This window comes from Polaromonas sp. AET17H-212 (assembly GCF_002379085.1).
GTDB lineage: Bacteria > Pseudomonadota > Gammaproteobacteria > Burkholderiales > Burkholderiaceae_C > Polaromonas.
Map to the genome: position 1 here is coordinate 186,646 of NZ_NBZW01000003.1, position 23,983 is coordinate 210,628.

Annotated in this window: 23 protein-coding genes; 17 read left to right on the forward strand and 6 right to left on the reverse strand. The window is 65.3% G+C overall.

Annotation, left to right across the window (positions count from 1 at the left end):
- Positions 1-104: 104 nt before the first annotated feature.
- The 17 genes from mraZ (at position 105) to B7G53_RS22795 (ending at position 19,070) form a co-directional block, all read left to right on the forward strand.
- Entirely contained in the window at positions 105-533 is a 429-nt protein-coding gene (gene mraZ / locus B7G53_RS04900; RefSeq protein WP_096664631.1) for a division/cell wall cluster transcriptional repressor MraZ, read from the forward strand.
- 9 nt (positions 534-542) lie between these two features.
- Positions 543-1,496, forward strand: coding sequence for a 16S rRNA (cytosine(1402)-N(4))-methyltransferase RsmH (gene rsmH, locus B7G53_RS04905; RefSeq protein ID WP_096664368.1), 954 nt, complete (start codon positions 543-545; stop codon positions 1,494-1,496).
- Positions 1,493-1,786 carry a cell division protein FtsL gene (gene ftsL / locus B7G53_RS04910; RefSeq protein WP_096664371.1) on the forward strand — a complete coding sequence of 98 codons (294 nt, stop codon included), beginning with the start codon at positions 1,493-1,495 and terminating at the stop codon, positions 1,784-1,786. Before rsmH ends, ftsL begins: the two co-directional genes overlap by 4 nt.
- Positions 1,779-3,512 (forward strand): peptidoglycan D,D-transpeptidase FtsI family protein, encoded by a 1,734-nt coding sequence (locus B7G53_RS04915; protein ID WP_096664374.1) that lies wholly within the window; start codon positions 1,779-1,781, stop codon positions 3,510-3,512. Before ftsL ends, B7G53_RS04915 begins: the two co-directional genes overlap by 8 nt.
- Complete coding sequence (locus B7G53_RS04920; protein ID WP_096664377.1) at positions 3,512-5,008, forward strand: UDP-N-acetylmuramoyl-L-alanyl-D-glutamate--2,6-diaminopimelate ligase; 1,497 nt, start codon at positions 3,512-3,514, stop codon at positions 5,006-5,008. Before B7G53_RS04915 ends, B7G53_RS04920 begins: the two co-directional genes overlap by 1 nt.
- A complete protein-coding gene (locus tag B7G53_RS04925; protein ID WP_096664380.1) occupies positions 5,005-6,396 on the forward strand; it encodes a UDP-N-acetylmuramoyl-tripeptide--D-alanyl-D-alanine ligase in 1,392 nt (463 codons plus the stop codon). The genes B7G53_RS04920 and B7G53_RS04925 overlap by 4 nt, the downstream gene beginning before the upstream one ends.
- Positions 6,386-7,564: a phospho-N-acetylmuramoyl-pentapeptide-transferase gene (gene mraY, locus B7G53_RS04930; RefSeq protein ID WP_096664382.1), complete on the forward strand. Its 1,179-nt coding sequence runs from the start codon at positions 6,386-6,388 to the stop codon at positions 7,562-7,564. Before B7G53_RS04925 ends, mraY begins: the two co-directional genes overlap by 11 nt.
- Positions 7,561-9,483 (forward strand): UDP-N-acetylmuramoyl-L-alanine--D-glutamate ligase, encoded by a 1,923-nt coding sequence (gene murD / locus B7G53_RS04935; RefSeq protein WP_096664385.1) that lies wholly within the window; start codon positions 7,561-7,563, stop codon positions 9,481-9,483. Before mraY ends, murD begins: the two co-directional genes overlap by 4 nt.
- On the forward strand, positions 9,480-10,733 hold the full coding sequence (ftsW, locus tag B7G53_RS04940; protein WP_096664388.1) for a putative lipid II flippase FtsW: 1,254 nt from the start codon (positions 9,480-9,482) through the stop codon (positions 10,731-10,733). The genes murD and ftsW overlap by 4 nt, the downstream gene beginning before the upstream one ends.
- A 109-nt stretch (positions 10,734-10,842) precedes the next feature.
- Positions 10,843-11,928 (forward strand): undecaprenyldiphospho-muramoylpentapeptide beta-N-acetylglucosaminyltransferase, encoded by a 1,086-nt coding sequence (murG, locus tag B7G53_RS04945; protein ID WP_096664391.1) that lies wholly within the window; start codon positions 10,843-10,845, stop codon positions 11,926-11,928.
- Positions 11,925-13,358: a UDP-N-acetylmuramate--L-alanine ligase gene (gene murC / locus B7G53_RS04950; protein ID WP_096664395.1), complete on the forward strand. Its 1,434-nt coding sequence runs from the start codon at positions 11,925-11,927 to the stop codon at positions 13,356-13,358. Before murG ends, murC begins: the two co-directional genes overlap by 4 nt.
- Positions 13,355-14,332 carry a D-alanine--D-alanine ligase gene (locus B7G53_RS04955; protein WP_096664398.1) on the forward strand — a complete coding sequence of 326 codons (978 nt, stop codon included), beginning with the start codon at positions 13,355-13,357 and terminating at the stop codon, positions 14,330-14,332. The genes murC and B7G53_RS04955 overlap by 4 nt, the downstream gene beginning before the upstream one ends.
- Positions 14,329-15,120, forward strand: a complete 792-nt coding sequence (locus tag B7G53_RS04960; RefSeq protein ID WP_096664401.1) for a cell division protein FtsQ/DivIB — start codon at positions 14,329-14,331, stop codon at positions 15,118-15,120. Before B7G53_RS04955 ends, B7G53_RS04960 begins: the two co-directional genes overlap by 4 nt.
- A 4-nt stretch (positions 15,121-15,124) precedes the next feature.
- Positions 15,125-16,354 carry a cell division protein FtsA gene (gene ftsA / locus B7G53_RS04965; protein ID WP_096664404.1) on the forward strand — a complete coding sequence of 410 codons (1,230 nt, stop codon included), beginning with the start codon at positions 15,125-15,127 and terminating at the stop codon, positions 16,352-16,354.
- Positions 16,355-16,496: 142 nt separating this feature from the next.
- Positions 16,497-17,729 (forward strand): cell division protein FtsZ, encoded by a 1,233-nt coding sequence (ftsZ, locus tag B7G53_RS04970; RefSeq protein WP_096664407.1) that lies wholly within the window; start codon positions 16,497-16,499, stop codon positions 17,727-17,729.
- Between the two features lie 214 nt (positions 17,730-17,943).
- Positions 17,944-18,867, forward strand: coding sequence for a UDP-3-O-acyl-N-acetylglucosamine deacetylase (gene lpxC, locus B7G53_RS04975; RefSeq protein ID WP_096664410.1), 924 nt, complete (start codon positions 17,944-17,946; stop codon positions 18,865-18,867).
- Between the two features lie 26 nt (positions 18,868-18,893).
- Complete coding sequence (locus B7G53_RS22795; protein WP_176491283.1) at positions 18,894-19,070, forward strand: hypothetical protein; 177 nt, start codon at positions 18,894-18,896, stop codon at positions 19,068-19,070.
- 93 nt (positions 19,071-19,163) lie between these two features.
- Here B7G53_RS22795 and ruvC read toward each other — a convergent pair whose 3' ends face one another.
- The 6 genes from ruvC to B7G53_RS05005 all read right to left on the reverse strand — a co-directional run bounded on the left by ruvC (position 19,164) and on the right by B7G53_RS05005 (position 23,967).
- Entirely contained in the window at positions 19,164-19,712 is a 549-nt protein-coding gene (gene ruvC / locus B7G53_RS04980; protein ID WP_096664413.1) for a crossover junction endodeoxyribonuclease RuvC, read from the reverse strand.
- Positions 19,713-19,753: 41 nt separating this feature from the next.
- The gene (locus B7G53_RS04985; RefSeq protein ID WP_096664415.1) at positions 19,754-20,734 is read right to left on the reverse strand and encodes a phosphatidate cytidylyltransferase; all 981 of its coding nucleotides are present in this window, start codon (positions 20,732-20,734) and stop codon (positions 19,754-19,756) included.
- On the reverse strand, positions 20,734-21,345 hold the full coding sequence (locus B7G53_RS04990) for a lysophospholipid acyltransferase family protein (RefSeq protein WP_096664418.1): 612 nt from the start codon (positions 21,343-21,345) through the stop codon (positions 20,734-20,736). Before B7G53_RS04990 ends, B7G53_RS04985 begins: the two co-directional genes overlap by 1 nt.
- 161 nt (positions 21,346-21,506) lie before the next feature.
- A complete protein-coding gene (locus B7G53_RS04995) occupies positions 21,507-22,265 on the reverse strand; it encodes a transglycosylase domain-containing protein (RefSeq protein ID WP_096664421.1) in 759 nt (252 codons plus the stop codon).
- Complete coding sequence (gene aroE, locus B7G53_RS05000) at positions 22,262-23,122, reverse strand: shikimate dehydrogenase (RefSeq protein ID WP_096664424.1); 861 nt, start codon at positions 23,120-23,122, stop codon at positions 22,262-22,264. Before aroE ends, B7G53_RS04995 begins: the two co-directional genes overlap by 4 nt.
- Positions 23,119-23,967, reverse strand: a complete 849-nt coding sequence (locus tag B7G53_RS05005; protein WP_096664427.1) for an energy transducer TonB — start codon at positions 23,965-23,967, stop codon at positions 23,119-23,121. The genes aroE and B7G53_RS05005 overlap by 4 nt, the downstream gene beginning before the upstream one ends.
- Positions 23,968-23,983: the final 16 nt, after the last annotated feature.

Here is a 23,983-nt window from a genome sequence, read left to right on the forward strand (position 1 = left end):
ATTGAAAAAATTTGTAGCAAACCACTTGCATGGCAAAACTTTCCTGATAAAGTGGGAGAAAGTGCAATTTAGTGGTGAAAAGTGTTCTCAAAAGGTTTTTAACGGTGTTTCAAGGCGCGTCTTCTCTAGCTCTCGATACCAAGGGTCGGCTCTCTGTGCCAACCCGGCATCGCGACGTGCTCAGCGCCACCGCATCGAGCCAGCTGACCATCACCAAACACCCGCACGGTTGCCTCATGATATTCCCGCGCAACGAGTGGGAGAAATTCCGCGAACGCATTGCTTCGCTGCCGATGCAGGCACAGTGGTGGAAACGGATTTTCCTGGGCAACGCCATGGACGTTGACATGGACGCCGCCGGGCGCGTTCTGGTCTCCCCGGAATTGCGTAGCGCGGCAGGCATCAGCCGGGACACGGTGCTGCTTGGCATGGGCAGCTACTTCGAGTTGTGGGATGCGGCGACCTATGCGGCCCAGGAGGCCGAGCAGATGAAGGGCGAAATGCCCGATGTCTTCAGAGACTTTTCATTCTGAAAGACGACGGTGCAAGACACATGGACACACCGCACCGTCTTGTTGAACGAAGCGGTCGCAGCGCTTCAGATCAATCCGGACGGGCATTACATCGACGCGACCTTCGGGCGTGGTGGCCACTCGCGCCTCATTCTTTCGCAGCTGTCCGACCGGGGGCGGCTGACCGCCTTCGACAAGGACCCGGAGGCCATTGCCGAAGCGCAGACCATCGCCGACCCGCGTTTTTCCATCCGCCATCAGGCGTTCAGCCATCTGGGCGAGATGCCGGCGGGCAGTGCGGCGGGCATCCTGCTGGACCTGGGCATCAGCTCGCCGCAGATCGACAACCCGGCGCGCGGTTTTTCCTTCCGCGGCGACGGTCCGCTGGACATGCGCATGGACAGCACGCGTGGCCAGAGTGTGGCCGAGTGGCTGGCCGATGCAGAGACAGACACCATTGCGGAGGTCATTCGTGAATATGGCGAAGAACGGTTTGCTGGGCAGATCGCAAAGGCGATTGATCGTCGCCGACAGGAGCGGGGCGTTATTGCAACCACCGCTGAACTGGCCGAGGTCGTGGCTGGCGCGGTCAAAACCCGCGAGCCGGGCAAGGACCCTGCAACGCGCACATTTCAGGCTTTTCGGATTTTCATCAACGCCGAGCTTGAAGAGCTGCAACAGGCGCTAGAGGCTTCGCTGAAAGTACTGCAACCGGGAGGACGTTTGGTGGTGATCAGTTTCCATTCGCTGGAAGACCGCATCGTCAAGCAATTCATCGCCGAACATTCGCGCGAGGTGTTCGACCGCCGCGCGCCGTTTGCCGCGCCCAAGGCCATGCGGCTCAAGGCGCTGGAGCGTGTCAAGCCCGGCGCCGAAGAAGTGGCGGCCAACCCGCGCTCACGCAGCGCCGTCATGCGCGTGGCCGAACGGACCGAGGTGCCCGTGCAGGCGGGCACCCAGCGTTACCCGGGGACTTCAGCATGACGCGCCTGAATCTGGTCCTGCTGGTGGCTGTGCTGGTCAGCGCGCTGTACCTGGTGCGCACGCAGTACGAGTCACGCCGGCTGTTTGTCGAGCTGGAAAAAACCGTGGCACTCAGCCGCCAGCTCGAGTCCGACAAGGAGCGCCTGCAGGTTGAAAAGCGCGCGCAGGCCACGCCGTTGCGGGTGGAGCAGCTGTCCAGGGACAGGCTGCAGATGCGTTCGGCGACGCCGGCCATCACGCAATACGTCACCTATAAAAATCCGCCCGCGGCAGGTCACGCCCATGAGTAGAAGCGTGCGTTACACCTCCAGTCCGCTGCTGGCCAGCAAGACCCCGGTCTGGCGCAGCAAGCTGATCGTCGCCGGCATTGCCCTGGCTTTTGCCGGGCTGGCCGGCCGGGCGGCGTATGTGCAGGTGGTTGGCAACGAGTTCTTTCAGCGTCAGGGCGAAGTTCGTTTTGCCCGGACGCTGGAGCTGCCTGCCAACCGGGGCCGGATTCTGGACCGCAATGGACTCATTCTGGCGTCCAGCGTGCCGGCGTCGAGTATCTGGGCGATTCCCGAGGATGTCGAGGCGAGCAAAGCCCAGCTTGCCGAGCTGGCCAAACTCCTGGAAATGCCAGTGGCCGACCTCAACAAGAAACTGGCCAACGAGGACAAGACCTTTGTATGGGTCAAGCGCCAGGTCGATGAGCCTGTCGCACAAAAGATTCACAGTCTGGGGATCAAGGGCATTTACCAGCGCAAGGAATACAAACGCAAGTATCCGGAGGGTGAGACCATTGCACATGTGGTCGGCTTCACGAATGTGGAGGACCGCGGACAGGAAGGCATCGAACTCACTTTCAACAAGGATCTGGCGGGCAAGCCAGGTTCCCGGCGCGTGATCAAGGACCGCCTGGGGCGCGTGGTCGAAAGTATCGGGGAGCAGGTGCCGCCCGTGGAAGGCAAGGACATTCAGCTCAGCGTTGACAGCAAGGTGCAGTTTTTTGCCTATCAGAAGCTGCGCGATGCCGTGATTGAACGCAAGGCCAAGGCCGGCAGCGTGGTGGTGCTCGACACGATCACGGGCGAAGTGCTGGCGCTGGCCAACTATCCAAGTTATGTGCCTGACAAACGCCAGAACCTCACCGGCGAGCAGTTGCGCAACCGTGCGGTGACGGATACTTTCGAGCCGGGCTCGACCATGAAGCCCATCACCGTGGCCATGGCGCTCGAGGCGGGCAGGATCAAGCCGGGCACGCTCATTGAAACCGGCCCGGGGCGGATCAGCATTGGCGGATTCACCATCAGCGACACCCACAATTACGGCACGCTCACGGTGGAAGGGGTGATCCAGAAGTCAAGCAATGTCGGCGCACTCAAGATTGCCCAGAAGATGAGCCCGCATGAGATGTGGGAGACCTATGTTGCGCTGGGTTACGGGCAGAAGCCGCAAATCGAATTCCCGGGCGCAGTCACTGGGCGCTTGCGTCCATGGAAGTCATGGCGGCCCGTCGAGCAGGCCACGATGGCCTATGGCTATGGCCTGTCCGCCTCGCTGTTCCAGATGGCGCATTCCTACACGTCCTTCGCGCATGACGGCCGGATCATTCCGGTGACCATGCTCAAGAGCGGCGAGCCTGCGACGGGCGTGCAGGTGTTTTCACCAGAGAACGCGCGTGCGGTCAGGAAAATGCTGCAGATGGCAGCGGCGCCGGGCGGCACCGGCCAGCTGGCGCAGACCGTCGGGTATTCGGTTGGCGGCAAGTCAGGCACGGCGCACAAGCAGGTCGGCAAGGGCTATGCGAGCAACAAATACCGCGCGTGGTTCACCGGCATGGCACCGATTGACGCGCCCCGCATCATTGTTGCCGTGATGATTGATGAACCCAGTGACGGCAAATACTATGGCGGGCTGGCGGCCGCGCCGGTATTCAGCGAGGTCGTGCAGCAGACATTGCGCATGATGGGCGTTCAGCCCGACATGGCCGTCAAACCACAGATCGTCACCAACGCGGTGGAGGAGTCGTTCTGATGGAGCGGCTGCACACCCCCGAGCAGGCCGCGCACTGGTTGCACCAGCGCGTGAGCGGCAATCTCTGGACCGACAGCCGCAAGGTCGGTGCCGGTGATGGTTTTATTGCCTGGCCGGGTGCTGCCACCGATGCGCGCAAGTACGTGGCGGACGTTCTGGCCGCGGGCGCGCAGGCCTGCCTGGTGGAGCAGGCCGGGGCGGAGGCCTATGCCTTCAGCGACAGCCGTGTCGCGGCCTACAGCGGCCTGAAAACGGCGACGGCGCCGATCGCCGCGGCCTATTTTGAGTATCCAAGCAAAAAGCTGGACGTGCTGGCCGTGACCGGCACCAACGGCAAGACCTCGACCGCCTGGTGGCTGGCCCAGGCCTTGGGCAAGCTGGGCCGGCGCTGCGGCGTGGTCGGCACGCTGGGCATTGGACAGCCCGAGGCCATGGTGTTCAACGGCCTGACAACGCCCGATCCGGTGCTGCTGCAGCAGCAGCTCAGGCGCTGGGTGGACGACGGCTTTTCAGCGTGTGCGCTGGAGGCCTCGTCGATTGGCATTGCCGAGCACCGGCTGGACGCCACTGACATCCATGTGGCGATTTTCACCAACTTCACGCAGGACCACCTCGACTACCACCAGACCATGCAGGCCTACTGGGACGCCAAGGTCCGCTTGTTTGGCTGGTCCGGCCTGAGGGCGGCGGTGATCAACATCGATGACCCGCACGGGGCCGCGCTGGCCGTGTCGCTGCGCGAGTCGGGTCTCGACGTCTGGACCGTGTCCTGCCTGGCGCCCGCGCGCTTGCAGGCCCAGGCCATTCACCACGGCCTGGATTTTCTGGGCTTTGATGTGGTGGAGGGGGCGCAGCGGCATCGGCTCTCGACCGCACTGGTCGGGCAGTACAACGTGTCCAACCTGCTGGGGGTGATGGCGGCCCTGCGTGCGCTCGGTCTGCCTTTGGCCGACGTGGTGGAGGCCTGCGCCCACCTGTCGCCGGTGCCCGGACGCATGGACTCGATTGCGGTGCCGGGCCGGCCGCTGGTGGTGGTCGACTATGCCCACACCCCCGATGCCCTCGAGAAGGTGCTGGGCGCGCTCCGGCCGCTGGCCGCCGGTCGCTCTGGACAACTCTGGTGCGTTTTTGGCTGTGGCGGGGAGCGCGATGCCAGCAAGCGGCCGCTGATGGCGGCAGCGGCGGAAAAAGGGGCGGACCGGGTGGTGGTGACCAGTGACAACCCGCGCAGCGAAAATCCCGATGCCATCATCGACCAGATACTGAAGGGCTTTAGCCGCCGTGATGCCGTGCACGTTCAGCCAGACCGTGCCCTGGCGATCGCCCATGCGGTGGGTCGGGCACAGGCCGGCGACGTGGTCCTGATTGCCGGCAAGGGCCACGAAAGTTACCAGGAAACCGCGGGCGTCAAACTGCCGTTTTCCGACAAGGCGCAGGCCGAAGCGGCGCTGGACCAGGGTGCGAGCCGCCATGCCGCGCCGGGAGGCCTCGCATGATGACCTTGCAACAGGCCCTGCAGTGGTTGCCCTCGGCCCGGCTGGTGGGCGACGGCACGCTGCGGTTCCAGCGCGTGCACACGGACACGCGCAGCCTGCAGCCCGGCGACCTGTTTGTGGCGCTCAGGGGTGAACGTTTTGATGCCCATGATTTCCTGGCGCAGGCAAAAAGCGCGGGCGCGGTGGCGGCCCTGGCCGAGCATGGCCTGGGTGCCGAGCTCCCCGGCCTGCTGGTGGCCGATTCGAAGCAGGCGCTGGGCCAGCTTGCCGCGGGCTGGCGCTCGCAGTTCACCCTGCCGCTGATCGCCGTGACCGGCAGCAATGGCAAGACCACGGTCACGCAAATGGTGGCATCCATCCTGCGCGCCTGGAAGCGTGACGGTGCTTTTGCGACCGAAGGCAACTTCAACAATGACATTGGCGTGCCCTTGACGCTGCTGCGCCTGCGTGCCACCCACCAGGCTGGCGTGGTCGAACTGGGCATGAACCACCCCGGTGAAATTGCCAGCCTTGCAGCCATGACGCGGCCCACCGTGGCGCTGGTCAACAACGCGCAGCGCGAACATCTGGAGTTCATGGCCACGGTGGAAGCCGTCGCCCGCGAAAACGGCGCGGTCATCGCGGCGCTGCCGGCCTCGGGCGTCGCGGTGTTTCCGGCCGACGAAATGTACACACCGCTGTGGCGGGAACTCGCCGGAGCCCGCGCGGTGCTGACCTTCGCCGAGTCGGGCGAGGCCGACGTCACCGGGACGGCGCATTGGCTGGGCGGCGCCTGGCAGGTGTCGGCTGGCACGCCGCAAGGTGCTTTCGATTTTTCCCTGCAAGTGGCCGGCCGGCACAATGTCAAAAATGCCCTGGCCGCCACCGCCTGCGCCCTGGCGGCCGGCGCGCCGCTGGCGGCCATTTCTGCCGGGCTGTCGGCCTTTGTCCCGGTCAAGGGCCGCTCGCGTGCCCTCCAGCGCCAAGTGGCGGGCCACGCCCTCACGCTGATCGACGACAGCTACAACGCCAACCCGGATTCCGTGCGTGCCGCCATCGACGTGCTGGCCGAGCTGCCGGGGCCGCGCCTGCTGGTGCTGGGCGACATGGGCGAGGTGGGCGATCAGGGGCCGGCCTTCCACGTCGAGGTGGGTGCCCATGCGCGTGCGCGCGGCATTGAGCAGGTGTTCACGCTGGGCACGCAGTCCGCCGACGCTGCCAGGGCCTTCGGCAACGGCCGGCATTTTGGCGGCGACATCGATGCCCTGCAGGCCGCCGTGCTGGCGGCCTTGCCGGATGTGGCCAGCGTGCTGGTCAAGGGCTCGCGCTTCATGAAGATGGAGCGCGTGGTCCAGGCTATCACGGGCGACACACAACAACAAAAAGAGGAGAAGACCCATGCTGCTTAGCCTGGCCCAGTGGCTGCAAACCATGTCGCCGGAATTCGGCTACTTCCGCGTGTTCCAGTACCTGACATTTCGCGCGGTGATGGCCGCCATGACTGCCTTGCTGATCGGGTTGGTCGCCGGCCCTTTTGTGATTCGCCGCCTGATCAGCCTTAAGATCGGCCAGCCCATCCGCGAATATGCCATGCAGACCCACCTGAGCAAGAGCGGCACACCGACCATGGGCGGCGTGCTGATCCTGCTGGCCATCGGCATTTCCACGCTGCTGTGGTTTGACCTGAGCAACCGTTTTGTCTGGATTGTGCTGATCGTCACGCTCGGCTTTGGCGCCATTGGCTGGGCCGACGACTGGCGCAAGGTGGTGCACAAGGACCCCGAAGGCATGCGTTCGCGGGAAAAATACTTCTGGCAATCGGTGATCGGCCTGCTGGCCGCCCTCTACCTGGTGTTCAGCATCTCGGAAAGCTCCAACCTGCGGGTGCTGGAGCTGTTCATGAGCTGGGTGCAGTCCGGCTTTGACGTGAACCTGCCGCCCAAGGCCGGCTTGCAGCTGCCTTTCTTCAAGGAAATCAGCTACCCGCTCGGCGTGTTCGGTTTTGTGCTGCTGACCTACCTCGTGATTGTCGGCGCCAGCAATGCCGTGAACCTGACCGACGGCCTGGACGGGCTGGCAATCATGCCGGTCGTGATGGTCGGCTCGGCGCTCGGTGTGTTTGCCTATGTGACGGGCAGTGCCGTTTATTCAAAATACCTGTTTTTCCCGCACATCCCGGGCGCGGGCGAACTGCTGATCTTCTGCTCGGCCATGGCCGGTGCCGGTCTCGCCTTCCTGTGGTTCAACACCCATCCCGCGCAGGTCTTCATGGGCGACGTGGGCGCGCTGGCGCTGGGCGCCGCGCTGGGAACGATTGCGGTCATCGTGCGCCAGGAAATCGTGCTGGCCATCATGGGCGGTATTTTCGTGGTTGAAGCCCTTTCGGTGATGCTGCAGGTGATCTATTTCAAATACACGCGCAAGCGTTTTGGTGAAGGCCGGCGGCTGTTCCGGATGGCGCCGCTGCACCACCATTTCGAGAAAAGCGGCTGGAAGGAAACGCAGGTGGTCGTGCGCTTCTGGATCATCACCATGCTGCTGTGCCTGATTGGCCTGTCGACGCTGAAACTGCGATGAACACCGACGCATCCTCCCCTCCCGGCGAGGCGCCAGAAGCGCCTGAAGTGCCCGAAGTCCCGCCCGTGGCGGTGACGCAGGCGCACGCGCCGGAGCCTGTGCCTGTGCCTGTGCCTGTGCCGGCGCTGGAGGCGGAGCCCGCGGTACCAGCGGAGGAGTCCGCGTCGGAACTGGCATCGCCAGCCCCGGTGGCAGAAGATGACCTGAGCACCGTGGCCGGCAAAGCCGGCCCACGGCCGCTGCCCGAAACACTGACGGCCGCGCGCGATGCGGCGGCCTTTGTCGCGCAATTGTTTGCCGAGGTGAGCAGCCCCGAACCGACCCTGCCGGCGGTTCCCGTGGCGGCGTTGCCGGCCGACGAGCCGGTGCAGGCGGCTGCCGACGATGAGGCCCCGGCCGCCGGCGAAACGCCGGTGTCGGCGCTGCACGGCCAGCATGTCCTCATCCTGGGTCTGGGCGCTTCAGGGTTGGCCATGACCCGCTGGTGCGTGCGTCAGGGTGCGCGTGTCACCGTGGCCGATACCCGCGAGACGCCGCCCCAGCTGGCCCGCTTGCAGGCGGACTTGCCGCAGGTCGAATTCCGCGCCGGTGCTTTCGGGCCGGACCTGGTGGCGGGCAAGGACATCCGTGCCGTTTTCAAGAGCCCGGGCCTGTCGCCTGCGGAGGTCGCCCCGGTCTGGCAGGCGGCGCAGGCCATCGGCCTGTGGACAGGCGGCGAACTGGACCTGTTCGCCCGGGCCCTGCTTGAGCTGCGGGCCGAACGTGCTTACACCCCCAGGGTGCTGGCGATCACCGGGACGAACGGCAAGACGACCACGACGGCGCTCACCGGCCAGCTGGTGGCCCATGGCGGCAACACCGTGGCGGTGGCGGGAAACATCGGCCCCAACCTGCTGGACACGCTGGCGCAGCACCTTGATGCGGACAGCCTGCCCGAGGTCTGGGTGCTGGAGCTCTCGAGTTTCCAGCTCGACGGCGTGCAGGGTTTTGAGCCCACCGTCGCCACGGTGTTGAACCTGACGCAGGACCATCTGGACTGGCACGGCAGCATGCAAGCCTACGGCGCGGCCAAGGCGCGCATCTTCGGCAGCAAGGGCCTGATGGTGCTCAATCGCGATGATCCGGCGGTGATGGCCATGCTGCCCGAGCCGGTGCGCCTCAAGCTGCAAAAGCCGAAGTGGCGCGAATACGTGACCTTCGGGCTGGGCATGCCGCAACGGCCGGGCGACTTCGGCATCGAAACCGTCAATGGCATGGCCTGGCTGGTGCGTGCTGCCGAGGCCGACGAAACCGTCAAGCGCCGCAAGGACGAAGAAGTGGTGCTCTACATCCAGCGCCTGATGCCGGTCGAGGCCCTGCGCATCCGTGGCCGCCACAATGCCACCAACGCGCTGGCCGCGCTGGCGCTGGCCGGCGCGGTGGGCGGCAACCTGGCGTCCATGCTGCACGGCCTGCGCGAGTACACGGGCGAGCCGCACCGCGTGACCCCGGTGGCGGTGGTCCACGACGTCGAGTATTTTGACGACAGCAAGGGCACCAATGTGGGTGCCACCGTGGCGGCGTTGACTGGCCTGGGTGCCGAACGCAAACTGGTGCTGATCGCCGGTGGCGAAGGCAAGGGACAGGACTTTTCTCCGCTGGCCGGGCCGGTCCGCCAGCATGCCCGGGCGGTCGTGCTGATCGGGCGCGATGCGCCCCTGATCCGTGCGGCGCTGGAAGGCACGGGCGTGCCCCTGTTCGATGCCGGCTCCATGCAGGCCGCCGTTGAACTGGCGGCCCGGCAGGCGCAAGCCGGTGATGCCGTGCTGATGTCGCCGGCCTGCGCGAGTTTTGACATGTTCGACAACTATGGGCACCGCGCCCAGGTGTTTTGCGACGCGGTCCAGGCGCTCGCACAGGACGCGGGGGTGGTGTCATGACGGTGGCTGCCCGTCTTTCCGGCTGGTTCTCCAACCTGGGCGGCGCTGCGCCCGAGGGCCTGCCGGTGCGGCTGGGCGGCCAGCGCCGCGCGCGTTCCCCGTCGGCGCCGGTCCGCCTGTCGGGGGTGGACCAGGCCCTGATCTGGGTCACGGTGGCCCTGCTGGTCTGGGGCCTGGTCATGGTGTACTCCGCGTCCATCGCCATGCCGGACAACCCGAAGTTCGCGCGTTATGCCCACACCCACTTCCTGCTGCGCCATGCGCTGTCGCTGGGGGTGGCTTTTGCCATCGCCCTGCTGACCTTCCAGGTGCCGGTGTCGACCTGGGAAAAAGTCGCGCCCTGGCTGTTTGTGGCCTCGCTGGTGCTGCTGATGCTGGTGCTGATCCCCTTCATCGGCAAGGGTGTCAACGGCGCACGCCGCTGGATCTCGCTGGGTTTCATGAACTTCCAGCCCTCGGAACTCGCGAAGTTTGCGGTGCTGCTGTACGCCGCCGACTACATGGTGCGCAAGATGGAAGTCAAGGAACGCTTCTTCCGCGCCGTCCTGCCGATGGCCGTGGCCATTGGCATTGTGGGCCTGCTGCTGCTGGCCGAGCCCGACATGGGCGCCTTCATGGTCATCTCGGTGATCGCCATGGGCATTCTTTTCCTGGGCGGTGTCAACGCCCGCATGTTTTTTGTCATCGCCACCGTGGTGGTGATCGCCTTTGCGCTGATGGTGATGCTCAGCGACTGGCGCCGCGAGCGGATTTTTGCCTACCTCGATCCCTGGAGCGACAAATACGCGCTGGGCAAGGGCTACCAGCTCTCGCATTCCCTGATCGCCTTCGGGCGCGGCGAAATTTTCGGCGTGGGCCTGGGCGGCAGCATCGAAAAACTGCACTGGCTGCCCGAAGCCCACACCGACTTCCTGCTGGCAGTGATCGGCGAGGAGTTCGGTCTGTTGGGCGTTCTCTGCGTGATCGGCGCCTTCATGTGGATGACGCGTCGCATCATGCACATCGGTCGCCAGTCGATTGCGCTGGACCGACTGTTTGCCGGACTGGTGGCCCAGGGTGTGGGCATCTGGATAGGCTTCCAGGCCTTCATCAACATGGGCGTGAACCTCGGCGCCTTGCCGACCAAGGGCCTGACCCTGCCGCTGATGAGTTACGGCGGCTCGGCGATCCTGATGAACCTGATTTCGCTGGCGGTTGTCCTGCGCATCGATTACGAAAACAGGTTACTCATGCGCGGAGGGCGACCATGAGCTACCTGGCGAGGGGCCCCATCTTGATGGGGATCGACAGTAAAGCGAATGGGATGCGTTGCCGACGCCTGACGGTTCGCACTGTGCTGCAGTGCCGGAGGCAACAAGCATGAGCGATATCGCTAAGTGCGCCCTCATCATGGCCGGCGGCACCGGCGGCCACATCTTCCCGGGCCTGGCCGTGGCCGAGGCGCTGCGTGAGCGCGGCTGGCGCGTGCACTGGCTGGGCGGCCGGGGCACGGCCGACCATCCGAGCATGGAGAGCCAGCTCGTACCGCCGCGCGGTTTTCCCTTCGAGAGCATTGAATTTTCGGGCGTGCGCGGCAAGGGGGTGAGCACGCTGGCCCTGTTGCCGCTGCGCCTGCTCAAGGCCTTCTGGCAAAGCATTGCGGTGGTGCGCCGCGTCAAGCCCGATGTGGTGGTGGGGCTGGGTGGCTACATTGCCTTTCCCGCCGGCATGATGAGTGTGCTGCTGGGCAAACCGCTGGTGCTGCATGAGCAGAACTCGGTCGCCGGGCTGGTCAACAAGGTGCTGGCGGGGGTGGCCGACCGGGTGTTCACGGCCTTCCCGGGGGTGCTGAAAAACGCGACCTGGGTGGGCAACCCGCTGCGCCCGGCCTTCACGCAGCAGCCCGACCCGGCGGTCCGGTTTGCCGGCCGCAGCGGGCCCCTGAAATTGCTGGTGGTCGGTGGCAGCCTGGGCGCGCAGGCGCTGAACCGCATCGTGCCGCAGGCGCTGGCCCTGATCCCCGAGGCGCAGCGTCCCCAGGTCATCCACCAGAGCGGTGCCCGGCAAATCGAGGCGCTGCGCGAGAACTACCGCGCCGCCGGTGTGCAGGCCGAACTCACGCCCTTCATCAACGACACGGCCCGGGCTTTCGCCGAGGCCGACCTGGTGGTCTGCCGCGCCGGCGCCAGCACCGTGACTGAAATTGCGGCCGTCGGTGCCGCGGCGCTGTTCGTGCCGTTCCCGGCCGCGGTGGACGATCACCAGACCACCAACGCCGCCTTTCTGGTGGACAACGGCGGCGGCTGGCTGGTGCCGCAGCGTGACCTGACCCCTGAATTTCTGGCAAACATGCTACAAAAAACAGAGCGACCTGCGCTTTTACAACGGGCGCTTCAGGCCAAAAAGATGCAAAAAACAGATGCCACCGCCAACGTGGTGGCCGCCTGCGAGGAGCTGGCGACATGAAACACGCGATCAAACACATTCACTTCATCGGCCTGGGCGGCGCCGGCATGTCCGGCATTGCCGAGGTCCTGCACAACCTGGGATACGTGATCTCCGGCTCCGACCTGTCCGACAGCGCCACCTTGCGCCGTCTGGCCGGGCTGGGCATCCGGACCTTTGTCGGGCACGCCGCGGAAAACCTGGCCAGTGTCGATGCGGTCGTCACCTCGACGGCGGTCAAACCCGACAACCCCGAGGTGCTGGCGGCGCGCGAAAAACGCATCCCCGTGGTGCCGCGCGCGCTGATGCTGGCCGAACTGATGCGCCTGAAGCAGGGCATTGCGATCGCCGGCACGCACGGCAAGACCACCACCACCAGCCTGGTCGCCAGCATCCTGGCCGAGGGCGGTCTGGATCCCACCTTTGTGATCGGCGGGCGGCTCAACAGTGCCGGCGCCAATGCGCGGCTGGGTTCGGGCGACTACATCGTGGTCGAGGCCGACGAGTCGGATGCCTCCTTCCTCAACCTGTTGCCGGTGATGGCGGTGGTGACCAACATCGATGCCGACCACATGGAGACCTACGGCCACGACTTCGGCAACCTGAAGAAGGCCTTCGTCGATTTCCTGCACCGCATGCCGTTTTATGGCACGGCGATTTTGTGCACCGACGATGCGGCCGTGCGCGAAATCGTGCCCCAGGTGTCCTGCCCCATCACCAGCTACGGCTTCAATGAAGACGCGCAGGTGCGCGCCATCAACGTGAAGGCGGCCGGCGGGCAGATGCACTTCACGGTGCAGCGGCGCAACGGCGTGATCCTCCCCGACCTGCCGGTGGTGCTGAACCTGCCCGGCGAGCACAACGTGCTCAATGCGCTGTCGGCCATCGCGGTCGCGGTGGAGCTCAACATCCCCGACGCCTCGGTGCAGAAGGCCCTGGCCGAATTCAAGGGCGTGGGCCGGCGCTTCCAGCATTACGGCGATGTGCCGGCACCGGCCGGCGGCAGTTTTACCGTGATTGATGACTACGGCCACCACCCGGTCGAGATGGCCGCCACGCTGGCGGCGGCGCGCGGTGCCTACCCGGGCCGGCGCCTGGTGCTGGCCTTCCAGCCGCACCGCTTCACCCGCACGCGTGACTGCTTCGAGGATTTTGTGAAAGTCATCGCCCAGGCCGACAGTGTGCTGCTGTCCGAGGTCTACGCCGCCGGCGAGCCGCCGATTGTGGCGGCCGACGGCCGTTCGCTGGCACGCGCGCTGCGGGTGGCCGGCAAGGTCGAGCCGGTGTTCGTCGACGACATCGAGGCCATGCCGCAGGCGATCGCCGACAACGCCAGGGACGGCGACGTGGTGCTGTGCATGGGGGCCGGCACGATTGGTGCGGTGCCCGGCAAGGTGGTCGAAATGCTACAAAAAACAGAGCGTTCTGCGCAGGAAGGAAAAGGGCTGTGAGCCTGAAAGACTCCCAATTTGGCAAGGTGGCGGTGCTGCTGGGTGGCCACTCGGCCGAGCGCGAGGTGTCGCTGATGTCGGGCCGCGGGGTGCTGGAGGCGCTGCGTTCGCGCGGCGTGGATGCCCACGCCTTCGATCCGGCAGAGCGCGACCTCGGCGAGCTCAAACGCGAGAACTTCGCGCGCTGCTTCATTGCGCTGCATGGCCGCTTTGGCGAAGACGGCACCGTGCAGGGCGCGCTCGAGCTCTTGGGCATTCCCTACACCGGCTCTGGCGTGATGGCCTCCAGCATCGCCATCGACAAGGTCATGACCAAACGCATCTGGCTGGCCGAGGGCCTGTCGACCCCGAAGTACACCTTGCTGCGGCGCGGCGCCTTTGAGCGCCAGCAGGTGATTGCGGTCCCCGACGACCTGGGGCTGCCGCTGATCGTCAAGCCGGCGCGCGAAGGTTCGTCCATCGGCGTGGTCAAGGTGGCCGGTTATTCCGGCATGGTCGACGCGGTCGAACAGGCGGCGCAGATGGATGCCGACGTGTTGTGCGAGCAGTTCATCAGCGGTGATGAAGTGACCTGCCCGGTGCTGGGCACGGGCGAGGATGCGCGGGCCCTGCCGGTGATCCGCATCGTTGCGCCCGAGGGCAACTATGACTACCAGAACAAATACTTCACCGACACCACGCAATACCTGGTGCCCTGCGGCCTGCCGGCCGGCGAGGAAGCGGTGATCCAGGCGCTGGTGCTGCAGGCCTACCGCTTGCTGGGTTGCCGCGGCTGGGGCCGCCTCGACGTGATGATCGACGGCAAAACCCGTCAGCCCTACCTGCTGGAAATCAACACCTCGCCCGGCATGACCAGTCATTCGCTGGTGCCGATGTCGGCACGTGCCGCGGGCATGAGTTATGAGGACCTCTGCCTGGACGTGCTGCGCACGGCCAGCCTGGACAACCCGCGTACTCCGGGAGGCGCTGCGTGAGCCAAACCCTGCCTGTCCCGCTGGACGTCAAGCTCATGAACACCACATCGCTGGTGCTGGGGCTGGCGTTTGCGGGCATGCTGGTGACCTTCGGGGTGTCGTGGCTGCTGCAGCAGAACCTGTTTCGCCTCACGGCCATCCGGGTCGGCGGCGACTTGGGCCACAACAACGCGGTCACGCTGCGCGCCAATGTCGTTCCCAAGCTGACGGGCAATTTTTTCACAGTCGATCTGGTCCGTACCCAGGCGGCATTCGAGAGCGTGCCCTGGGTGCGCAAGGCGGTGGTGCAGCGCGAGTTCCCCAACCGGCTGCGGGTGGTGCTGCAGGAGCACCAGGCCATTGCCTTCTGGGGGCAGGAGGGCGATGCCCGCCTGGTCAACAGCTACGGCGAGGTGTTCGAGGCCAACCAGGGCGACGTCGAGGCCGACGATCTGCCGCTGCTCAACGGGCCGCAGGGCCAGGCCGTGCTGGTTCTGGCGGGTTACCGCAGGCTGGCCCCGGTGTTCGAAAAAGTGGACACGCGGCTGGAACAGCTGGAGCTGACGGCCCGCGGCAGCTGGCGGGCCAGGCTCGAGGACGGTGTGGTCATCGAATTGGGACTGGGCTCCCTTGAGGAGATCCACAGCCGTGCCGAGCGATTCATCGCCACGCTGACGCAGGTGTCCAGCAGGTTCGGCCGCAATCTCGAGTCGGCCGACCTGCGTTACGGCAACGGGTATGCACTCAAGCTCAGAGGCGTCACCACCACGGTGTTGGGCGGCAAAGAGGACAGGAAAGCAAAAAGGTAAAGATATGGCGAAAGAATACAAAGATCTCGTGGTGGGGCTGGACATCGGGACCAGCAAGGTCATGGCGGTGGTGGCCGAGGTCCTGCCCGGTGGCGAGCTCAAGCTGGCCGGCTTGGGCATCGCCTACAGCAACGGGCTCAAGCGCGGCGTGGTGGTCAACATCGACGCCACGGTGCAGAGCATCCAGCAGGCGCTGAAGGAGGCCGAACTGATGGCCGACTGCAAGATCGCGCGGGTCTACACCGGCATCACCGGCAGCCACATCCGCGGCATCAACTCCAGCGGCATGGTGGCGGTCAAGGACAAGGAAGTCACGCAGGCCGACGTGGCCCGCGTCATCGAGACGGCCAAGGCCATCAACATCTCCACCGACCAGCGCCTGCTGCTGGTCGAGCCGCAGGAGTTCGTGATCGACGGCCAGGACGTGCGCGAACCGATCGGCATGAGCGGCATCCGGCTGGAAGCCAAGGTGCACATCGTGACCGGCGCGCAAAGTGCGGCGGAAAACATTATCAAGTGCGTGCGCCGCTGCGGCCTCGAAGTGGACCAGCTGATGCTCAACCCGCTGGCCTCCAGCCTGTCGGTGCTCAGCCGCGACGAGCAGGAGCTCGGCGTCGCGCTGGTCGACATCGGCGCGGGCACCACCGACGTGGCGATTTTCACCGGCGGCGCGATCCGGCACACGGCCGTGATCCCGATCGCCGGCGACCTGATCACCAGCGACATCGCCATGGCGCTGCGCACCCCGACCAAGGACGCCGAAGACATCAAGGTCGAAAGCGGTTTTGCCAAGCAGCTGCTGGCCGATCCGGACACCCAGGTCGAAGTACCGGGCCTGGGTGACCGCGGGCCGCGCATGCTCAGCAAGCAGGCGCTGGCCGGTGTGATCGAGCCGCGCATCGAGGAAATTTTCTCGCTGGTGCAGCAGGTCATCCGCGAGTCGGGTTACGAGGAAGTGCTGTCGTCCGGCATCGTGATCACCGGCGGCAGCGCGGTCATGCCGGGCATGGTCGAACTCGGCGAAGACATTTTTCTCAAGCCGGTGCGGCGCGGCATTCCGCGTTATTCCAGCGCACTGTCGGACATGGTGGCCCAGCCGCGCGCGGCCACCGTCATGGGGTTGCTCGAGGAAGCGCGGCTGGCGCGCATGCGCGGGCACCGCGTCGCGCAGAAGGCAGGCAGTGTTCACAACGCTTTTGGCCGGGTCAAGGACTGGCTGGTGGGGAACTTCTGATGAAAAAATTTCCGATTTTTATCTGGCGGAGTCCGCGCTGCAGCCACTCGGGGGGCGCCGATCCCCCTGCGTGATGGCTGACCGATGGAAAAGAAACTAATAAAAATTTTTGGCAACTGCAACATATGGATAGGAGGCTCACATGAGCATCGAAATGATTGAAATCGAAGAGTTCAACCAGGGCACGCAAATCAAGGTGATCGGCGTGGGTGGCGGCGGCGGCAATGCGGTCGAACACATGATCGGGCGCAACGTCCAGGGCGTGGAGTTCATCTGCGCCAACACCGACGCACAGGCGCTCGGCCGCGGCAGCGCGCACAAGCAGATCCAGCTCGGCGGCAGCGGCCTGGGCGCAGGCAGCAAGCCCGAGAAGGGCCGCGACGCGGCCGAGCTGGCGGTGGACGACATCCGCGCCGCCATCGCCGGCGCGCACATGCTGTTCATCACCGCCGGCATGGGCGGCGGCACCGGCACGGGCGCGGCGCCGGTGATTGCACGCATCGCAAAAGAAATGGGCATCCTCACCGTCGGTGTGGTGACCAAGCCGTTCGAGTTCGAGGGCGGGCGCCGCATGACCAATGCCGACCTCGGCCTGGCCGAACTCGAGGCCAATGTCGATTCGCTGATCGTGGTGCTCAACGAGAAGCTGCTCGAGGTGCTGGGCGACGACGTGACGCAGGATGAAGCCTTTGCGCACGCCAACGATGTGCTGAAAAACGCCGTCGGCGGCATCGCCGAGATCATCAACGTCCCCGGCCACGTCAATGTCGACTTCGAAGACGTTCGCACGGTGATGGGCGAACCCGGCAAGGCCATGATGGGCACGGCTCGCGCCAACGGCCCGGACCGCGCACGCATCGCGGCCGAGCAGGCCGTCGCCTGCCCGCTGCTCGAAGGCATTGACCTGTCAGGTGCCAAGGGCGTGCTGGTGCTGATCAGCGCGGCCAAGGGGTCGCTCAAGCTCAACGAGTCCAAGCTCGCGATGAACACCATCCGCGCCTACGCCTCGCCCGATGCGCATGTGATCTACGGCACGGCCTACGACGACGACCTGGGCGAAGACATCCGCGTCACCGTGGTCGCCACCGGCCTGAGCCGCCAGGGCGTACGCCGCCAGGCGCCTCCGCTGCAGGTGCTGCGTACCGGCACCGACAACATGCCGGTGCTCAACATGGCGATCGGCGGCGGCACCGTCAGCGGCTCCCATCCGGGCGGCAGCAGCATGGGTTCGGCACAGACCGACTACGGCAACATGACGGTCCCCAGCGTCTGGCGCACCAACCGCACGCAGGCCGCGGCCAAGGTCGATGCGCTGGCGTCGGGCGGCATGGACGACTTCGAGATTCCAGCCTTCTTGCGCAAGCAGGCGGATTGATCGATGTAAAGCTACTGCGCAACCCGATCTTGCGTCTGCGGTGCTCACCGTACCTGGGTACGGCTCCGCTCCTCAACGCAAGCTCGGGCTGCTCGCGACGCTTTCCATTCGATCAATCGGGGATTCGATAGCTGGAGCCGCTAATCACACAGGCTATATGCGTCATTGCGCATGACCCGGTGCGTCTTGAGTGGCCTCAAACTAAAATAATGCCATGCTGGCCCAAAGAACCCTCAAATCCCTGACCAAGGCGGTCGGTGTGGGCCTGCACAGCGGTCAGCGGGTCGAGCTGACTTTGCGGCCGGCGGCGCCGGACACGGGCATTGTGTTTCGGCGCGTGGACCTGCCGCAGCCGGTGGACATTCCCATTTCCGCGCAGGCGGTGACCGACACGCGCCTGGCCTCCACCATTTCCAGCGGCAGCGCCAAAGTGCACACGGTTGAACACCTGATGTCGGCCTGTGCCGGCCTGGGCATCGACAACCTGTATGTGGACATCACGGCCGAAGAGGTGCCGATTCTCGACGGCTCGGCCTCCTCGTTTGTGTTTTTGCTGCAGTCGGCCGGCATTGAACTGCAGGCGGCGCCCAAGCGTTTTATCCGCGTGCTCAAGCCGGTGGAGGTGCGCGAAGGGCAGGGCGCCAGCGAGAAATGGGCACGCCTGTCGCCCTACAACGGCTACAAGCTCGGGTTTGAAATCGACTTCGACCATCCGGCGGTGGATTCCACCGGCCAGCGGGTGGAGTTCGACATGGGCAGCGGCTCCTACAGCCGCGACATCGCGCGCGCCCGCACCTTCGGTTTTACCAAGGACGTCGAGATGATGCGCGCCAACGGGCTGGCCCTCGGCGGTGGCCTGGACAATGCCATCGTGATGGACGACTACAAGGTGCTCAACACCGACGGCCTGCGTTACAACGATGAGTTCGTCAAACACAAGATACTCGACGCAATGGGCGACCTGTACCTGCTCGGTAAACCGCTGCTGGCCGCCTACACGGCCTTCCGTTCCGGCCATGCGCTGAACAACAAGCTGCTGCGCGAGCTGCTGTCGCACGAAGATGCCTGGGAAGTCGTCACCTTCGACGACGAAAAAAAAGCGCCTGAGGGTTTTGCGACCCTGGCGCGGGCCTGGTAGCTGCAGGGCCGCACGCAGGAGGATGCATGCCAGTTTTTCGCGTCGCTATTTTCCTTCTGCTGTTCGCGGCCGGTGCATCCTTTGCGCTGTATGCGATCACCTCCCAGGTCCGTTACAAGCGTGCGGGGCTCGCCATCCTCAAATGGACCGTGGTGGCCGCTTTCGTCTTTTTTGCCGTGCTGATTGCGGACCACGTGATCTGACAGGGCGCCCCGGATGTTGATTCACATCCGGGATGACAGATAGAGACAGCGGGGCACGGCTTGGGCGAATCGTGCGCCTCTTCGCTGCCTCTCTCAGTAGTGCCTGCCGTCCTTGAACGACGCGGTGGATTTGCGCTGCAGCGTGGCGGCGCGCGCCAGGATAGCGGCGGAACCTCCCACATGGGCATGGGTGATGGCCAGGCCCAGCGCGTCGGCGGCGTCCTTGCCCGGCAGTGATGGCAGTTTCAAGAGGCGCATCACCATCTCCTGCACCTCGGGCTTGCCGGCCTTGCCGTAACCGGCCACCGCCTTTTTCATCTGCAGCGGGGTGTACTCGGCGACCTCGATGTTGCAGCTGACCAGGGCCGTGAGGCAGGCGCCGCGCGCCTGGCCCAGCATCAGCGTGGCCTGCGGGTTGACGTTGACAAACACGATCTCGCAGGCCGAGCTGTCGGGCGTGTAGCGGGCGGTGATTTCGCAGATGCCGTCGAACAGCACCTTGAGCCGCGCCGGCAGGTTGCCGCGGTCCAGGTGGGTGGTCTTGATGGTGCCGCTGGCGACATAACTGAGCGCGTGGCCTTCCACGTCGATCACGCCGAAGCCGGTGATCTGCAGGCCGGGGTCGATGCCGAGGATTCTCATTGCTCTGTTTTTTATAGCTGCTCGCGACCGTGGATTATGGGCTAGAGGCCAAAATACCATCGAACCGAATGGAAAAACACCGGCGCGGCAAAACACAGGGCGTCGACCCGGTCCAGCAGGCCGGTGGCGCCGGTGACCGACCGGCCTTCGCTGCCCCAGTTGGTGATGCCGCGGTCGCGCTTGAGGGCCTTCATCACCAGGTGGCCGAGTGAGCCGGCGACGCAGGCGATCAGCGCCATGGCCACCGCCTGGGCCGGCTTGAACGGTGTCAGGCCCGACATCAGCCCGCCGACAAAACCCCCGACCGCCAGCCCGATCAGCCAGCTGCTCCAGTGAAAACTCTGGCTGACCTGGGGCGCCGTGGGCGGGCGCGGCCACTTGCGCGCGGCCAGGTGCTGCACCAGCATGCCGGTCTGCACGACAAACACCAGAAAAAACACCAGGAAGGCGTTTTTGCCGCTGTAACCCGGAAAGTCCAGCAGCAGCAGGGCTGGCACATGGCTGATGCCATAAACACAGACCATGATGCCCCACTGCAGCTTGGCATTGCGCTCCAGAAAGCGCTGCGGGTCGTTGGCCAGGGCGCTGACCACCGGGATCGCCAGGAACACATACACCGGGATGAACACGGTCACCAGGTCAAAGCGCTCGGTCATGACCAGCCAGAACTGGACCGGCAGCACCACAAAAAAAGCCAGCACCAGGCTGCGGTGGTCGCCGCGCCGGGTCGGCGACAGCGTGATGAATTCGCGCAGGGCGAAAAAAGCCACCAGGGCAAACAGCAGGGTGGCCACTGTCTCGCCCAGGGCCCAGCCGATCCAGAACACGGTGCACATGATCCACGAGGTGTTGAGCAGGCTGCTGAACTCCTTGATGTCCTGGGTGCGGATCTCGTCCTCGCCGCTGTCGCGCAGCGACATGATGAGCGCCGCGATGCCGGCCACGATCAGCAGGCCGAACACCACGACAAACAGCAGGCCGACTTGGTTGGACGGGCTCAGGTTGCGCAGAAAGCTGCTCATCAGCTCTCCCTCAGCGCCAGCACGGCGTCACGCGCACGCGCCAGGAAGGCGGCGCGGTCCTCGCCTTCCTGCAGCGCCAGGGGCGCACCGAAGGTGACCGAACACAGAATGGGCACCGGCACGACTTCGCCCTTGGGCATGACGCGCTGCACGTTGTTGATCCAGGCCGGCACCAGCACCACCTGCGGAAATTTCTGCGCCAGGTTGTACAGGCCCGACTTGAAGGCCTGCGGCTCCTCCTGGTTGCCGCGTGTGCCCTCGGGAAACAGGATGATGGAGTCGCCGCTTTCGAGCGCATCGATCAGCGGCTCCAGCGGGTCCTGGTCGCCGGTCTTGGCGCGGTCCACGTAGATCGCGTTGAACACGGCCGTGGTGAGCCACTGCTTGAACGGCGTTTTGGTCCAGTAGTCCTTGGCGGCGATGGGCCGCGTGATGCTGCGCAGCTCGCTGGGCAGGGCGGCCCAGATCAGCACCAGGTCGGCGTGGCTCTGGTGGTTGGCGAAATAAATGCGCTGTTCGGCCTTGGGCGGGCAGCCCTGCCAGCGTGCCTGCGCGCCGGTCAGCGCACGGATCAGGCCCAGCAGAAACAGGCTCATGATTTTGGCAAGCATCTATAAGCCCCCACGCTTGTCGCTTCGCGTACTACGCTGCCCCCCGAGGGGGCCGCTGCGCATGCGGCCCGGCGAAGCCGGTTCCGCAGCCCCGGCTGGTCTGGGACCGCTATTGTCATTCCAATGGCTCATGATCTTCGAAGGACGGGCAATTTGCCTGCTCATGGAACTTCCACGCCGCCCATGCGCGCGGCGATGGTGGAGGCGCGCGACGCGAGGTAGCCCGAGCCCGGGCGGGTCTCGAAGTACTTGGGACGCGGCAGCATGACGGCCAGGCGCGCGGCCTCGTAGGCGCTGAGTTTCGAGGCGGGCTTGCGGAAATAGTGCTGGGCCGCGGCTTCGGCGCCGAACACGCCTTCGCCCCATTCGACATTGTTGAGGTAGATTTCCAGGATGCGCTGCTTGCTCAGCAGGGCTTCGAGCAGCAGGGTCAGCACCAGCTCCTGGCCCTTGCGCATCAGGGTGCGTTCGCCCGAGAGAAACAGGTTTTTGGCCAACTGCTGGGTGATGGTGGAGCCGCCCACAATCTTGGGTGGTTTGGCGGCCTTGGCCATGCCCGCCGGCGCGGCGCGGCTGGACAGCCTGCTGGCAGCCTTGTCGGCGCGCTGCTCGGCCTGGGTGTTTTTCTCCCAAGCCTTTTCGAGGGCTTCCAGGTCCACCCCTTCGTGCTCGATGAAGGTAGCGTCTTCGGACGCGATGACCGCACGCTTGAGGTTGGCCGGCAGCTCGGCATAAGGCACCCACTGCTGGCGCCATTTGAGCTCGCCCTTTTCCGTGACCAGGCGGTACGCTTCCGAGCGCTGGAAGGCCGTGGACTGCGGATCCACCACGACCATCAGCGCGATGCGGCCGGCAAAATAGAGCTGCAGCGCCACGGCGGCCAGCAGCACCAGCAGGATCCAGCGCAGCACGGCTTTCATGCCGGGGCCTTGGGCGGTTGCTGCATTTCCCGGAGCACCTGGGCAGAAGGCGGGCGCACGCCGCGCCAGAACAGGAAGGATTCGGCGGCCTGCTCCACCAGCATGCCGAGACCGTCGCGCGGCACCGCGCCGTGGGCGCGTGCCCAGTCGGTGAACCCCTGGGCAGCCGCGCCATACATCATGTCGTAGGCCAGCGCGCCGGGTTTGAGCAGGCGTGGGTCCAGCGTGATGGCTGCGCCGCTGAGGCTGCTCGCCGTGGCGTTGATAATCACATCAAAACCGGCCTCCAGCCCTTGCATCTCCTGCGCCACCAGCTCTGTTTTTTGTAGCAACTGCTGCAGCGAAGGATGGCTGGTGTGGCGCGCCACCAGCTCGACCGCACGCGCGTGCGTGCGGTTGGCGACCACCAGGCGGCGCGGCCCGGCCGCCAGCAGCGGCCCCAGCACGCCGGCCGCCGCCCCACCGGCGCCGAGCAGCAGCAGGTCACGCCCGGCCAGCCGGACGCCCGCATTGTTCTGGATGTCATTGACCAGGCCGATGCCGTCGGTGTTGTCGGCCTCGATGCGGCCGGCGTCGAATTTCAGCGTGTTGGCCGCCTGCGCCAGCTGGGCGCGTTCGGTGGCGCTGGTGGCCAACCGGAAAGCCTCGAACTTGAAGGGCACGGTGACGTTGCAGCCGCGTCCGCCGCTGTCTATCCATTGCTGCAGCGCCTGGGCGAAGTGGTCCAGCGGCGCCAGCAGCTTGCGGTAGTCCATGGCCTGGCCGGTCAGCTCGGCAAAACGCGCGTGGATGGCGGGCGACTTGCTGTGTTCCACCGGGTTGCCGAGGACGCAATAGTGATCCATGGGGCCGCTCATCGCTCAAGGAGCCTGGTTTCCAGCGTCTCGTTGCTCGCGAACCTGAAACGCGAAACCACCACGATCTGGTCGGCCTTGCGGCGCATGGCCTCGCTGAAACGGTCAAACGGGCCGGTGTTGCGTGCAATGCCCTGGGCTCGCCGGTCCAGCGTCAGGTTACCCGAGGTTTCGGCCACCTCGGTGGACAGAATGCGGCCGTCGAAGTTCACCGTGAGCACCATGGTGAGTTCGCCGTACAGTTTTTTGCCGGCCTGCTCGGGAAAGTTCACCGTGCCTTTTTCCTCGATCTTGCGGCGCAGCGTGTCGTAGTACACGGCATACACCTCCTCGCGGGTGGCGGGGCTGATGTAGCGCTTTTTGGGCCGCGCGTTTTCTTCGTTGATGCGCCGTTCGATTTCCGCCAGGATCTTGATCAGCTGCTTGCGCTTTTCCTCGCGCTCGGCCTGGGCCGGATCGGCGGACGGCACTTTCGGGTCCGGTGGCGGCATGGCCGCGAGCTGCTTTTTGATCTGTGCCAGCAGCATGGTCTGCTGCTCCTGCATGGTCTCGACCTTGCGCTGCGCATCTTCGCTGGCGTCGCCCAGTTCGGTCAGCGCCGAAGGCGGCAGCGGACTGGTGGCCCGGCCTTTTTCCGCCTCGCCGCCACCGGCCAGTGAGGCCTGGGCGATGGCCTTGGCCTGGTCCGGACGTTCGCTGGACTTCGCATTGACGAGGATCACCTCCAGCGGGGTGTCCTGGAAAATCCGGTTGAAACGTTCCGGATCGACAAAACGCACGGTCAGCAGGACCGCATGGAGGGCGAGCGATACGCCCAGGGCGATTTGCAGGGTGCTGGGGGACTTCACAGGAGGGGATTATCGG

Excerpts from the sequence above, each read along its gene's own strand:
- ftsL (WP_096664371.1), top strand. The coding sequence starts at position 1,493 with ATGACGCGCCTGAATCTGGTCCTGCTGGTGGCTGTGCTGGTCAGCGCG.
- B7G53_RS04915 (WP_096664374.1), top strand. The coding sequence starts at position 1,779 with ATGAGTAGAAGCGTGCGTTACACCTCCAGTCCGCTGCTGGCCAGCAAG.
- B7G53_RS04920 (WP_096664377.1), top strand. The coding sequence starts at position 3,512 with ATGGAGCGGCTGCACACCCCCGAGCAGGCCGCGCACTGGTTGCACCAG.
- B7G53_RS04925 (WP_096664380.1), top strand. The coding sequence starts at position 5,005 with ATGATGACCTTGCAACAGGCCCTGCAGTGGTTGCCCTCGGCCCGGCTG.
- mraY (WP_096664382.1), top strand. The coding sequence starts at position 6,386 with ATGCTGCTTAGCCTGGCCCAGTGGCTGCAAACCATGTCGCCGGAATTC.
- murD (WP_096664385.1), top strand. The coding sequence starts at position 7,561 with ATGAACACCGACGCATCCTCCCCTCCCGGCGAGGCGCCAGAAGCGCCT.
- ftsW (WP_096664388.1), top strand. The coding sequence starts at position 9,480 with ATGACGGTGGCTGCCCGTCTTTCCGGCTGGTTCTCCAACCTGGGCGGC.
- murG (WP_096664391.1), top strand. The coding sequence starts at position 10,843 with ATGAGCGATATCGCTAAGTGCGCCCTCATCATGGCCGGCGGCACCGGC.
- murC (WP_096664395.1), top strand. The coding sequence starts at position 11,925 with ATGAAACACGCGATCAAACACATTCACTTCATCGGCCTGGGCGGCGCC.
- ftsA (WP_096664404.1), top strand. The coding sequence starts at position 15,125 with ATGGCGAAAGAATACAAAGATCTCGTGGTGGGGCTGGACATCGGGACC.
- ftsZ (WP_096664407.1), top strand. The coding sequence starts at position 16,497 with ATGAGCATCGAAATGATTGAAATCGAAGAGTTCAACCAGGGCACGCAA.
- lpxC (WP_096664410.1), top strand. The coding sequence starts at position 17,944 with ATGCTGGCCCAAAGAACCCTCAAATCCCTGACCAAGGCGGTCGGTGTG.
- B7G53_RS22795 (WP_176491283.1), top strand. The coding sequence starts at position 18,894 with ATGCCAGTTTTTCGCGTCGCTATTTTCCTTCTGCTGTTCGCGGCCGGT.
- ruvC (WP_096664413.1), bottom strand. The coding sequence starts at position 19,712 with ATGAGAATCCTCGGCATCGACCCCGGCCTGCAGATCACCGGCTTCGGC.
- B7G53_RS04985 (WP_096664415.1), bottom strand. The coding sequence starts at position 20,734 with ATGAGCAGCTTTCTGCGCAACCTGAGCCCGTCCAACCAAGTCGGCCTG.
- B7G53_RS04990 (WP_096664418.1), bottom strand. The coding sequence starts at position 21,345 with ATGCTTGCCAAAATCATGAGCCTGTTTCTGCTGGGCCTGATCCGTGCG.
- B7G53_RS04995 (WP_096664421.1), bottom strand. The coding sequence starts at position 22,265 with ATGAAAGCCGTGCTGCGCTGGATCCTGCTGGTGCTGCTGGCCGCCGTG.
- aroE (WP_096664424.1), bottom strand. The coding sequence starts at position 23,122 with ATGAGCGGCCCCATGGATCACTATTGCGTCCTCGGCAACCCGGTGGAA.